This window comes from Bradyrhizobium sp. JYMT SZCCT0428 (assembly GCF_018131075.1).
Taxonomy (GTDB): Bacteria; Pseudomonadota; Alphaproteobacteria; order Rhizobiales; family Xanthobacteraceae; genus Bradyrhizobium.
Window position 1 is genome coordinate 117987 of record NZ_JAFCLS010000008.1, and the last position, 12500, is coordinate 130486.

Consider the following 12500-nt stretch of genomic DNA (forward strand, 5'->3'; position numbering starts at 1 on the left):
TTGGTCGACCTGTTAACAAGCCGGTTCTGAGGACACTTTGTCCCCGAGTAATACGGAAAACATGGGGAACGGAAGCGTTCCGCGTGGACTCCCGGACTGCGGAGCGTCAAATATACCCATGCGAGTCGGCACTAACCGATTCGCCGTCCAGATGCGGGACCGGCCGACACCGGTCCCGGCGTTCTGGTGGCGGTCCTATCTCTTCCGAGGAAGAGCTAGGGACCATCCATGTTACGGAAGGAACGTATGCCCGCCGTAGCATGCAGCCCCGTTGGGGGACTCAAGCGGTGGAGGCTCCGGGATACCGGGGTCTCCACACCCTTCCAGCAAGACTCAATTTCAGTCTCACTGAACTTCGTGCACGGTATGCACACGCGCATATTCGCGCAATACGATTTGTATCGTTAAGGGTTACATTCTTTGCAACCCAACCTCAGAAAACCTAGCAATTTCAGCGAACCCAATAATTCGCTGTATCACCTAGTGTCTATCCCGTCGCCGACCTGGGCGTTGTGGCTTCAATCCGCCTACAGGCCTGAACTGAACGACGTCACACTTTGCGCCTCGCAAATTAATTTCCGTTTTCCAGAACTATCCCTTGACGACCACCCCGACTCACGTGGCAAATATCCCCCGTCTCATCCCTCTACGAGGGGCGTATCGCGATCGTCCGGACGCGGGGTGGGATGTGGTGGACGCCGGTGTTGCGCTTGACGGGCGCGACATGGGCGTACGGTAAAGACGCGTGGTCCTGGCGCCCGTAACGGCGTCAAGTCTTTCGGGAGCCAACGCTTCCGAGGGGCGACGGTAGCAATAGAGGCCGTCTCGCCGGGGAGAGCGCGTCATAAGCCGTAAAGCCATTGCGCAGGGAATGTCGGATGCTCTCCGCTGCCCTGTATGCTCGTGTGCACCATCTTGTTGCACAATCGCACACGAGACCGCGGGTGCAGCGCGCACCCGGCATTCCCTGCGCCCTCTGAATTTTTCTGGGGGCGGCGAGATTTGAACAACTCGGGCGAAATGAGCCGCGGGAATGCGTAAGTGTGTTTTCCGTCATCCTGAGGTGCGAGCCTCTTCGGCGAGCCTCGAAGGACGACGGCCCAACTGTGGCCGATTCATCCTTCGAGGCTCGCTGCGCTCGCACCTCAGGATGACGGGTCATCAAGGGGTCGGATCACGAAGACATGCACCCCACATCCCGGAACGGACAAGCTCCAAAGCCGTTATCAGCCGCCCGGCCGCGTCAATTTCGCCCTATTTTCAAGGCGAACTGTTCACCCAAACCCCGCATCATCAGCTAAAATAGCCTTCCGCGCCGCCGATCCATGAGACCGCCATGAGCTTCCGCCGCGATTTCATCACCAAGCCGATCTTCTCCTGGGCCCGCGGCGTATTGCCGTCGATGTCCGACACCGAGCGCGAGGCGCTGGAGGCGGGCGACGTCTGGTGGGACGCGGACCTCTTCACCGGCAATCCCGACTGGTCCAAATTGCTTGGCTACGCGCCGGCGACGCTGACGGCGGAAGAAGAAGCCTTCCTCCATGGTCCGGTCGATGAACTCTGTGCGATGCTCGACGACTGGAAGATCAATTGGGAATGGCGCGACCTGCCGCCGGAGGCGTGGATCTTCATCAAGCGCCACAAATTCTTCGGCATGATTATTCCCAAAGAGTATGGCGGCCTCGGCTTCTCGCCTTACGCGCATTCCGAGGTGGTTCGAAAGCTGTCGTCGCGTTCGCTCACCGCCGCCGTCACCGTGATGGTGCCGAACTCGCTCGGGCCCGGCGAACTCCTGATGCGCTTCGGCACCAAAGAACAGCAGCAGCAATGGCTGCCGCGTCTGGCCGATGGCCGCGACATTCCCTGCTTCGGGCTGACCAGTCCGGAAGCCGGCTCCGATGCTGCCTCGATGATCGACACCGGCATCATCTGCAAGGGCCAGTTCGAAGACCGCGAAGTGCTGGGGCTGCGCCTCAACTGGCACAAGCGCTATATCACGCTCGGCCCGGTCGCGACGCTGCTCGGCCTCGCCTTCAAGGCCTACGACCCCGATCATCTGGTGGGCTCAAAGGAAGAACTCGGCATCACCGTGGCGCTGATCCCGACGCATCTTCCGGACGTCGAAATCGGCAAGCGGCATCTGCCAGCGATGCAGGTGTTCCAGAACGGCCCGAACTGGGGCCATGATGTCTTCATCCCGATGGATTACATCATCGGCGGCCAGGAACGCCTCGGCCAGGGCTGGAAAATGCTGATGACGGCGCTTGCCGCCGGCCGCGGCATCTCGCTGCCGTCGCTGTCGGCCGCCGGTGCGGCCTATGCCGCGCGCACCTCTGGCGCCTATGCCCGCATCCGCGAACAGTTCGGCATTTCCATCTCAAAATTCGAAGGCATCGAGGAGCCGCTGGCGCGCATTGCCGGCACGGCCTATTTGCTTGACGCCGCGCGGCGGCTGACCTGTGCGGCGCTGAACCAGGGCCACCATCCCGCGGTCATTTCCGGCATCATGAAGCTGCACGCCACGGAGCGGATGCGGATCGCGATCGACGACGCCATGGACATCCATGGCGGCAAGGCGGTGATCGACGGCCCGCAGAATTATTTGGGCCATCTCTATCGCTCGGTGCCGGTCGGCATCACCGTCGAAGGCGCCAACATCCTGACCCGCAATCTGATCGTGTTCGGGCAGGGCGCGATCCGCGCCCATCCCTATCTGCTCGACGAGATGAACGCGCTCGGCGAGCAAGACCGCGCCAAAGGGCTGGATGCTTTCGACAAGGCGTTCTGGAGCCATGTCGGGCATAGTTTCAAGACGATGTTCCGCGCCTGGGGACGCAGTTGGACGTTCGGCATGTTCGCGCCGGCGCCGGACGCGGGCGATGCGACCAAATTCTATCGCCAGCTCTCGCGCTACTCCTCGGCGTTCGCGCTCTGCGCCGACATGGCACTGTTGACGCTCGGCGGTGCGCTCAAGCGCAAGGAAATGCTCTCGGCCCGGTTCGGCGATATCCTCTCCGAACTCTATCTGCTTTCGGCCGCGCTGAAGCGCTGGAAGGACGAAGGCCGCCAGCAAGCCGATTTCGCCGCACTGGAATGGTGCATGGCCAGCGGCTTCAAGACCATCGAGAACCGCTTTGCCGAAATACTCAATAATCTGCCCAATCGCTTCGTCGCAACCATCCTGAAATTCCTGATCCAGCCGTTCGGGGCGCGGGTGGTCGGGCCATCAGACCGGGTCGTCCATCTCTGCGCGCAGCTGGTGCTGTCGCCGTCGGCGGCGCGTGACCGGCTGACGGCGGATTTGTCACACGTGGATGACGATCGGGGCGTTGCCCGGCTGGAAAAGGCGTTCCTGCTGGTGACTGCGGCAGAGGCCGCCGCGAAGCAACTGCACGCCGCGCGGCTGCACGACTGGAAAGAGGCGGTGCAGAAGGGCGTCATCACCCAATCCGAGGGCGAAAAGCTGGCCGCCGCGCATGAAGCTGTCGCAAAAGTGATCGAGGTCGACGATTTTGCGCCGGAAGCGCTGTCGCCGATTTACAGGAAAGCCGCCGACGTGCATCAATTCTTCCAGGAATTGGGTGAGCAGAGGGCAGCGAGCTGATGGCGCGACCGGTTTTTATTGTCGACGGCAGCCGGACGCCGTTCCTGAAAGCGCGTTCCGGTCCCGGTCCCTTCACCCCGGTCGATCTCGCCGTGCAATGCGGCCGGCCGCTATTGGCCCGGCAGCCCTTTGCGCCCACTGCCTTCGATCAGGTGATCTTGGGCTGCGTCAACGTCATCGCCGACGAGATGAACCCGGCGCGGGTCGCAGCGTTGCGGCTCGGCATGGGCGAAAAAATGGTCGCCTTCACCGTGCAGATCAATTGCGGCTCCGGCATGCAGTCGATCGACACCGGCTACCGCTACATCCGCGAGGGCGTATCCGACCTGATCCTGGCCGGCGGCGCCGAGGCGCTGAGCCACGCGCCGCTGGTGTGGCCGCAGCAGGGCGTGCGCTGGTTCGCCGGCCTTGCCGGTGCCCGCGGTATCGGCGCCAAAATCATGGCCGCGCTCAAGGTGCGGCCGTCCTATTTCAAACCGATCATCGGCCTCGAACGCGGGCTGACGGATCCCATCACCGACCTCAACATGGGCCAGACCGCCGAGGTGGTCGGGCATCTCTTCGGCATTACCCGCGCGCAGTCCGATGCCTATGCCGCCGAGAGCCACAAGCGGCTCGCCAATGCCCAGAGCCAGGGCTGGCTGAAGGGCGAGGTCGAAACCGCTTTTGCCCGCGACGGCAAATTCTACGACCATGACGACGGCGTGCGGCCGGATTCCACGGCCGAGACATTGGCAAAACTGAAGCCGGTGTTCGAACGGCCCTGGGGCAAGGTCACCGCCGGCAATTCCTCGCAGATCACCGACGGCGCGTCATGGGTGATCCTCGCTTCCGAGAAAGCCGTTGCCAAACATGGCTTGACGCCGAAGGCCGTCATCCTCGACAGCCAATGGTCGGCGCTCGATCCCTCGATCATGGGCCTCGGTCCGGTGCTGTCGGCGACTGAACTATTGAAGCGCAACGAGCTGACGCTCGGCGATATCGAAACCTGGGAATTGAACGAGGCCTTTGCGACGCAGGTGCTGGGCTGTCTCGCAGCCTGGAACGACGAAAAGTTCTGCGAGGAGATTTTGGGCCTCGACGGTGCGGCCGGTGCCATCGACCAGACCAGAATGAACGTCGATGGCGGCGCGATCAGCCTCGGCCATCCCGTCGGCTGCAGCGGCAACCGCATCGTGCTGCATCTCGTCAACGCCATGAAGCGGCTCGGCACACGCCGCGGCATCGCCACCGAATGTATCGGCGGCGGGCAGGGCGGCGCGATGCTGATAGAGACGGTGTGATCATGGAATCAAGGATCATGGGCGTTCTCGGCGATCGCGTGCTCGAACTCGGGCCGAAGCCCGACGCGGGCGGACCGTACAAAAATTTCATGCTGACCCGTGACTCCGATGGCATCGCCTGGCTGCTGTTCGACCGCGAAGGCGCCAGCGCCAACACGCTGTCGGCCGATTTGATCGAAGAACTCGGCAAGGTGCTCGGCGAACTCGAAAGCGCACGGCCCGCCGGCCTCGTGATCCGTTCAGCGAAAAAATCCGGCTTCATCGCCGGCGCTGATGTCAACGCGTTTCGCGGCGCGAGCGATGTGCTGGCCGTCGAGACCGAAATCGGCCGCGCGCATAAGGTGATCGACCGGCTCGAGGCGCTGCGCTTGCCGACAGTGGCCGTGATCCACGGCTTCTGTCTCGGCGGCGGCCTCGAGGTTGCGCTGGCCTGCCAGATGCGGATCGCGATCGATGATGCGCGCTTCGGCTTTCCCGAGGTGATGCTCGGTCTGCATCCCGGTCTTGGCGGCACCGTGCGTTTCACGCAGCTGGTCAATCCGATGCAGTCGATGCCGTTGATGCTGACCGGCAAGACCATCGACGCCCGCAAGGCCAAATCGCTGGGTCTGGTCGACGCGGTGACGCAGGAGCGGCACGTCCGCAGCGCGGTGAAGGATGCCGTGTTCGGGCGGCTGAAGCGCGCCGCACCCGGCCTGCTGACCTCGGTCCTGAACTGGGAGCCGGCGCGCAAACTCCTCGCCTCGCGGATGCGCAGCGAGGCGGCCAAGGCGGCGCCGCAGGAACATTACTCCGCGCCCTATGCCCTGATCGATCTCTGGGAAAGCTACGGCGGTGACAAATACGGCATGTTGCGCGCCGAACAGGCCTCATTCGCCAAATTGATGGTGACGCCGACGGCGCAGAACCTGATCCGGGTGTTCTTCCTGCGCGAGCAGATGAAGAAGCTCGCCGGCAGCGGCAACAAGATCAAGCACGTTCATGTCATCGGCGCCGGTGCCATGGGCGGCGATATCGCGGCCTGGTGTGCAGGTCAGGACATGCGGGTGACGCTGGCAGACATGAAGCCCGAGCCGATCGCCGGCGCGATCAAGCGCGCGTCTGACTTGTTCGGCAAGATTCTGCGCAAGCGCACCGATGTGCGGGATGCGCTGGACAGGCTGATGCCCGACATGGGCGGCGAGGGTGTCCGCAGCGCCGATCTCATCATCGAGGCGGTGCCGGAAAAGCTGGCGCTGAAGCAGAAGGTCTATGCCGGGCTCGAGCCAATCATGAAGCCCGGCGCGATCCTCGCCACCAACACGTCGAGCATTCCGCTGCAGGATCTGCGCACCAGTCTGCAAAAGCCCGAGCGGCTGCTCGGCCTGCATTTCTTCAATCCAGTGTCGCGGCTGCAACTGGTCGAAGTGGTCAGCCACGACGGCACGGACGCGCAATTGTTGAAGGAGGCGCTGGCGTTCGTCGGCGCCATCGACCGCCTGCCCTTGCCGGTCAAGTCTTCGCCGGGCTTCCTCGTCAACCGTGCGCTGACGCCCTATATGCTGGAAGCCATGGTGATGCTCGACGAGAAGATCGACAAATCGGTCATCGACGCCGCGGCGAAAAAATTCGGCATGCCGATGGGTCCGATCGAGCTCGCCGACCAGGTCGGCCTCGACATCTGCCTCGACGTCGGCGACATGTTGCGCTCGAAATTCGGCGACGCCCTGCCGCCGACGCCGGCATGGCTGCGCGAAAAGGTCGCCAAGGGTGAACTCGGCCGCAAGTCCGGCAAGGGTTTTTATATTTGGAAGGACGGCAAGGCGGACACCTCTTCGGCCGCTCCCTCCGTGACAGAACCATCGGCCGAAATGATCGATCGCCTGATACTGCCGATGTCGAATGTCTGCGTCGCGTGCCTGCACGAGGGCATCGTCGACAATGCCGATGTGGTCGACGGCGCTGTCATCTTCGGCACCGGCTATGCGCCGTTCCGCGGCGGCCCGCTGAACTATGCCCGTACCCGCGGCGTGGATAATGTGGTCTCGACATTGTGGGCGCTTACGGAAAAATTCGGCGGCCGATTCACGCCCGATGCGGGCTGGGAGAATTTCAGGTGACCGAGACGCATGCCCCGCTGAATACGGAAACCGAGCCGCGCGGCGATCTCTGCACCCGCACGCTGGCGATGCCGGCCGATACCAACGCCAATGGCGACATCTTTGGCGGCTGGCTGCTCAGCCAGATGGATATCGGCGGCGGTGTGTTTGCCTCAAAAATTGCGAAGTCGCGGACCGTCACGGTTGCGATCGATGCAATGAATTTTCGGAAAGCCGTCTATGTCGGCGATCTCGTTTCCGTGCATGCCAATCTGGTCCGGATCGGCCGGACCTCGATCACGGTGCATCTCGAGGCCTGGGTGCTGCGCCGTAAGGATATGCCCCAGGAGTCGATCCTGGTGACCGACGGCAATTTTACCTACGTCTCGATCGACGAGCAGGGCCACCCGCAGGTGATCCAGCGGGATGGCGCTCCGGTCATTGCGACCTGAATCTTACGGGCAGGGACGCTCGTACCCGTCACGGCCGATGAACGTGCCGCGGCGCGGATCATAACTCCGCGAGCGCATGCAGCGCGGCGTGTCGTCATAATACTGCTGCGGCGGCGCGACGTATTGCGCTTCCATGCCGCAATAACGCGGCGAAACGGCGACCCAGCCGCCGGGTTGCTCCACATAGCAGCCGTTGTTGTAATAGCGGTAGCCGCCCGGGCGGGGCTCGCCCTGGGATGCAATCGCAGCTCCGGTGCCGGCGCCGATGATGGCGCCTGCCGCCGCGCCGCCGCGTCCGCCGAGGGCGCCGCCGACGACACCGCCCAGCACGCCACCGACGATCGCGCCGCCGATCGCATCCTGCGCTGCGGCCTGCTGGACCGGTGCGCAAATCGCGAGGGCCAGAAGCGTCGTAACCGCCAATTTCGATACCATGTCCGTTCTCCGGCCTGTTTGTCGCAAATCACTGGATTCGCAGGGAACACTGGCGGCGACTTTGTCGCAGGTCAAGCCTGCGGAGCGGCCGTTTTTCCCACGAATCCGTATTGAACCGGCCTTGCCGGGCGCTGATTCGCCAGACAATCCTCGATGACGTTTCCGTGTAGGCGCGCTTGCCGGGCTGAGGAACATTTCGACAGGCGCTCGGTTATTTGCGCGGAATGCCATCGAGGCTGGAAAATATGTCGGATACCTACATTATCGAAGTCGGTTCGCAGACCGCCGGGATCGTCGTGCGTGGCCCCGGCGGGTACCGCTTCTTCGCGGCCTCTCGTCGTTTCGACCAGCTGGAAGGCCAGCTGTTCCGCAATGCCCGCGAAGCCGAGCGCGCGGCGAGGCGTCTTGCCACCGGCGATCTGACGCTGGCCGCGTGAAGCAGCCGTCCCGTCATCGCGGGACTCAGAGCCGCCGAAAGGGCGACGCAGATTCTGCATTTCCGGTCCGTATTAGTACCGACCAGCTTCACCGCCTGACGGAAGCCGCGGCGCGTTGGAACTGCGCTGATTTCCGACGATTTTAAGCTCACCCTTTACCAAGGTTTTTTACGCGCAATTTCCTTCCCCCAGCTAGCCTTGCCGACCAATCGGTATGGCGCCCTGATGAATATTCGCAGGTATGTTCGACGGTGGTTTTACATCGGCAGCGCCGCCACCCCGGCGGGCGGTGCGTTGCTGATCGAGCAGTTCCGCATTCTGACGAGCCAAATTCCCGTCCTCTACGGCGTGCTGATCGTCGAGAGCGTCAGCGTCTCCTACGTCTTGCCGGCCTCGCTGCCGCTCTGGTTCCGCTTCGGTGTGCCCGGCGCGCTGCTGCTGATCAGCGTGATCAGGATGATCTACTGGATCAAGCTCCGGAAGGTGGTGCCGACGGCTGAGCAGGCGCTCAAGCATCTGTTCAAGACCCGCATCCTGGCGTCAGCGCTCAACGCCGTCTTCGCGGTCTGGACCCTGGTGCTGTTCGACAGCGTCGAGGCGGACTCGCGCGCGCCGTTGGCGCTGCTGGTTTTCCTGGGTTCGGTCGGAAGCGCCTACTGCCTCGGAAGTTTCCCGAGCGCCGCCCGGCTCACGCTGCTCATTTCGGCAGTTCCGATCTCGCTGCGGTTGCTGATCTCGGGTGAAGCGCTGCACGTCTGTATCGGCATCAATCTTTGCATGCTGGTGGTGCTCTTGATCCGGATGATCAACACCAACTACTCCGACCTGGTGAATCTCGTCGCTTCGCGCGCGGACCTCGCCGTCGAAGGCGAGCGGGCGCGGAGCGCCGAACTGGCTGCCCTTACGCAACAAGCCAACGCGCGCGAAATCGCCGACCGTTTCGATTCGGCGCTCAACAACATGTCGCAGGGGCTTTGCTTCTTCGATGGCGCGCAGCGCCTCATTGTGTGCAACCGCCGCTACGTCGACATGTACGATTTGCCGCCGGACAGCGTCAAACCTGGTATCTCGCTCAGAGAGATCGTCCACCTGCGGTTCGAGGCGGGAAGCCATCCCGCGATGACCGAGGAAGAATACCTCGCCTGGCGCGATCAGCTTGTCGTCAGCGCGGAGCAGCACGACTCGGTTGTTGAACTGGCCAATGGCCGCGTTTTCCGGATTTGCCACCGGCCGATGCCGGATCGCGGCTGGGTAGCGACGCACGAGGACATCACCGATCTGAGGCGTCGCGAAGCCTCGTTCCGCCTGTTGTTCGAGGAGAATCCGCTTCCGATGTGGGTGGCCGACGTCAATACGCTCGAGCTTCTCGCCGTCAATGCCGCGACATGCCGGCACTACGGATACTCGCGCGAGCAGATGCTGTCGATGAGCGTGGAGAATCTGCGTATTCCGGAGGACATCAGGAAGGTTCGCGACGAATTCCGCCAGCATCAGGGCATGCAGACGGCGCACGATACCCGCCCTCACGTCACGGCCGATGGAAGAACAATCGAGGTGGCGATCGAGGCGCGTCCGCTGCGCTACAACGGCCGCGATGCCTGCGTTGCGGTGGCGTTCGACATGACCGATCGCAAGCGCGCGGAACAGCGGATCCTGCATCTGGCGTGGCATGACGCGCTGACGGATCTGCCGAACCGCGCCGCACTGGATGGTCATTTTTCGAAGGTGCTCGACGCGGCCCAAGAACGCAGCGGAAGCTTCGCGGTCCTATGCATCGATTTTGACCGCTTCAAGCAGATCAACGATCTGTTCGGGCATTCGATGGGCGACGCGGCGCTGCGCGAAGCTTCGCGGCGTCTGCAGATGGCATCACAGGGCGCCTTCCTGGCGCGGGTCGGCGGCGACGAATTCATCGCGATCACCGAACAGGACCCGCTGCCATCGAGTGCGGAACTGCTCGCAGACCGGCTGCGCGGTGCGCTGGACCAGGATATCGAGATCGACGGCCATTCCTTCGAGCTTGATCTCAGCATCGGGATCGCGGTCTATCCCCGCGACGGCGATGACGCGCGGTCGCTGTTCGCCAACGCAGATGCGGCGCTCTATCGTGCCAAGCACGAAGGCCGCGGCGCGATACGTTTCTTCACCGCCACGATGGATCAGCAGTTGCGTGACCGCCGGGCGCTGGAACACGATCTGAAATCGGCCGTCGCAAACGGCGAACTCTATCTGGAATATCAGCCGCAGCGCCATGCCAGGGGCGAGATCATCGGATTTGAGGCGCTGGTGCGCTGGATGCATCCGCAACGCGGCCTCGTTCCGCCCGCGGAGTTCATCCCGATCGCCGAGGAAACCGATCTGATTGTCGAGGTCGGCGAATGGGTCTTGCGCGAGGCATGCCGCGAAGCTGCTTGCTGGAAGGCGCCGCTGCAGGTCGCCGTCAATGTCTCGGCGATTCAATTCCGCCGCGGCAATCTGCAGCAACTGGTAGGCGATGTTCTGCGCGAAACCGGTATTTCGCCGGCGCGTCTCGAACTCGAAATTACCGAGGGCGTGCTGATCGAGAACGTTGCACGTGCGACGCTGATGCTGAAAGGCCTCAAGAGGCTGGGCGTCAGCATTGCATTGGACGATTTCGGAACCGGATATTCCTCGCTGTCCTATCTGCAAAGCTTCCCGCTCGACCGGATCAAGATCGACCGGTCCTTTATCGCCAGTCTTGGCCGCACCGATCGATCGCTGGCGATCGTTCGCGCCGTCATTGGCCTCGCGCACGGGCTCGGACTGCCGGTGCTGGCTGAAGGTGTCGAAACCAACGATCAGCTCAGGACGCTGATATCAGAGGGCTGCGATGAAATGCAGGGCTATCTGGTCGGGCGTCCGCGCCGGATCGAAGTTTATGCCAATCTGCTGGGCCGCGGCGATGCAACCGGCCACATGCGCACCGCGACATAACCCAAAGGCGTCTCGCGGACCGCGCGAGCGCCGGAGCCGCGTTCAGCTCTGACCGATCAGCCGCTTGCAGAATGCGGCGCTATCGCTGATCGCATCGCGGCCCTTCCAGGCCAGGCCGGACAACAATCCATTGCCGCGCGCGCCGCGCAGTTGCAGGATGTGGCCGACTTCATCGGGAAACCGGCTCACTTCGGTCTCCACATCGGCCACGATCGCGCTCCTGATGTCGCGCAGCCGCGCGCCCCATTCGGAGGCCGCGAGTTCGCGGATGGCGGCCTGCACCGCGGCTTCAGTCTTGTCGATGTCGGCCAGGATGTCGCGCGCGTCGACGACGCGGTTTTTCTTCAGGGCAACGCGCAAGGCGATGCGTTTGTCGTCGATCTGGTCCAGCACCATCGAGACGGTTATCGCATAGGGCGTCGCTGCGACGTCGGTTGCGCGCCGGCTGCGCGCGGGTTTGGTGGCAAGACGGAGCAATTCGCGGGGCGTCTTGAGACGTCCAGCAACCAGCGCCAGCGCAAAGGGTACCGCGCCGGGGTCCTTTTTCCGGAATGCATCCAGCAGCGACGTGACCTTGTCGACCTGCGCGTCGTTGAATTTCAGGATCTTTTCCGGCAAGGCCTTGCCAAACCCTGCCAGCGCCTCGCGTGCGCGCAGCACGCCCATGATCTTGACGAGGTCGCTATACACCGACGGCGAAGCCGTGTAGGCCGCAAGCTTGGTGCGTGCCCGCTCCGCGCCATCGGCCGAAGCCAGGTTTCCCTCCAGCGATTTTGCGACCTTGGTCTGGAAGATCGATGCCGCTTGCTGCGCGTCGCGCGGCCTGTTGGAGGCGATAAACCCCTTCATCTGGTCTTCGTAGTCGCGGGCCATGATTGGCAGCAGATCGCGGTTGATCCATTCCCAGATCGGAACGAGTGAAGTCCGCGCAATCCGGCCCGTATTGGCGTGCTCCGGCGCTCCCGCGACGACCAGCGGCTCCAGCGGCGCGAAGAAATATTTGGATGGCGTTGGAGCTTCGTTGGGTCCGTCCGGGCGCAGTTCGGCCCGCAACCTGGCCTGCAGGTCCGCGGTGCCCGGCATGTCGACGCCGCACGCCTCCAGCCGCTCCAGCTCGGTGAGCAGGCAGCTGCGCGTCAGCGGGCTCAACCGCTGGAGGAATTCCCAGATTCGATCGACCCGCATCGCAGCGATTTTCCGATATCTGACCCGTTTTTCGGGCCAGCGGCGGCAATGCAATCACAAAACCGTTAAGA

At 63.1% G+C, this 12500-nt stretch carries 8 protein-coding genes; 6 read left to right on the plus strand and 2 right to left on the minus strand.

Annotation, left to right across the window (positions count from 1 at the left end):
• The first annotated feature begins 1336 nt into the window (after positions 1 to 1336).
• From JQ575_RS10705 to JQ575_RS10720, 4 genes are read left to right on the plus strand one after another with little or no spacing between them, the layout of a single operon-like run.
• Positions 1337 to 3604, plus strand: coding sequence for an acyl-CoA dehydrogenase (locus JQ575_RS10705; RefSeq protein WP_212033165.1), 2268 nt, complete (start codon positions 1337 to 1339; stop codon positions 3602 to 3604).
• Positions 3604 to 4887 (plus strand): acetyl-CoA C-acetyltransferase, encoded by a 1284-nt coding sequence (locus JQ575_RS10710; RefSeq protein ID WP_212033166.1) that lies wholly within the window; start codon positions 3604 to 3606, stop codon positions 4885 to 4887. The genes JQ575_RS10705 and JQ575_RS10710 overlap by 1 nt, the downstream gene beginning before the upstream one ends.
• Before the next feature lie 2 nt (positions 4888 to 4889).
• Positions 4890 to 6986 carry a 3-hydroxyacyl-CoA dehydrogenase NAD-binding domain-containing protein gene (locus JQ575_RS10715; protein ID WP_212033167.1) on the plus strand — a complete coding sequence of 699 codons (2097 nt, stop codon included), beginning with the start codon at positions 4890 to 4892 and terminating at the stop codon, positions 6984 to 6986.
• Positions 6983 to 7417: an acyl-CoA thioesterase gene (locus JQ575_RS10720; RefSeq protein ID WP_212033168.1), complete on the plus strand. Its 435-nt coding sequence runs from the start codon at positions 6983 to 6985 to the stop codon at positions 7415 to 7417. The genes JQ575_RS10715 and JQ575_RS10720 overlap by 4 nt, the downstream gene beginning before the upstream one ends.
• 3 nt (positions 7418 to 7420) lie before the next feature.
• Here JQ575_RS10720 and JQ575_RS10725 read toward each other — a convergent pair whose 3' ends face one another.
• Positions 7421 to 7852, minus strand: a complete 432-nt coding sequence (locus JQ575_RS10725) for a BA14K family protein (RefSeq protein WP_212033169.1) — start codon at positions 7850 to 7852, stop codon at positions 7421 to 7423.
• Between the two features lie 245 nt (positions 7853 to 8097).
• Between JQ575_RS10725 and JQ575_RS10730 the strand changes: the two genes are divergently transcribed.
• Positions 8098 to 8289: a hypothetical protein gene (locus JQ575_RS10730; RefSeq protein ID WP_192738492.1), complete on the plus strand. Its 192-nt coding sequence runs from the start codon at positions 8098 to 8100 to the stop codon at positions 8287 to 8289.
• 225 nt (positions 8290 to 8514) lie between these two features.
• The gene (locus JQ575_RS10735; RefSeq protein WP_212033170.1) at positions 8515 to 11244 is read left to right on the plus strand and encodes a bifunctional diguanylate cyclase/phosphodiesterase; all 2730 of its coding nucleotides are present in this window, start codon (positions 8515 to 8517) and stop codon (positions 11242 to 11244) included.
• A 42-nt stretch (positions 11245 to 11286) separates the two neighbouring features.
• On the opposite strand, the gene JQ575_RS10740 is transcribed toward JQ575_RS10735, so the two are convergent.
• Complete coding sequence (locus JQ575_RS10740) at positions 11287 to 12429, minus strand: hypothetical protein (RefSeq protein ID WP_212033171.1); 1143 nt, start codon at positions 12427 to 12429, stop codon at positions 11287 to 11289.
• Positions 12430 to 12500: the final 71 nt, after the last annotated feature.

Excerpts from the sequence above, each read along its gene's own strand:
- JQ575_RS10725 (WP_212033169.1), bottom strand. The coding sequence starts at position 7,852 with ATGGTATCGAAATTGGCGGTTACGACGCTTCTGGCCCTCGCGATTTGC.
- JQ575_RS10730 (WP_192738492.1), top strand. The coding sequence starts at position 8,098 with ATGTCGGATACCTACATTATCGAAGTCGGTTCGCAGACCGCCGGGATC.
- JQ575_RS10705 (WP_212033165.1), top strand. The coding sequence starts at position 1,337 with ATGAGCTTCCGCCGCGATTTCATCACCAAGCCGATCTTCTCCTGGGCC.
- JQ575_RS10740 (WP_212033171.1), bottom strand. The coding sequence starts at position 12,429 with ATGCGGGTCGATCGAATCTGGGAATTCCTCCAGCGGTTGAGCCCGCTG.
- JQ575_RS10715 (WP_212033167.1), top strand. The coding sequence starts at position 4,890 with ATGGAATCAAGGATCATGGGCGTTCTCGGCGATCGCGTGCTCGAACTC.
- JQ575_RS10735 (WP_212033170.1), top strand. The coding sequence starts at position 8,515 with ATGAATATTCGCAGGTATGTTCGACGGTGGTTTTACATCGGCAGCGCC.
- JQ575_RS10710 (WP_212033166.1), top strand. The coding sequence starts at position 3,604 with ATGGCGCGACCGGTTTTTATTGTCGACGGCAGCCGGACGCCGTTCCTG.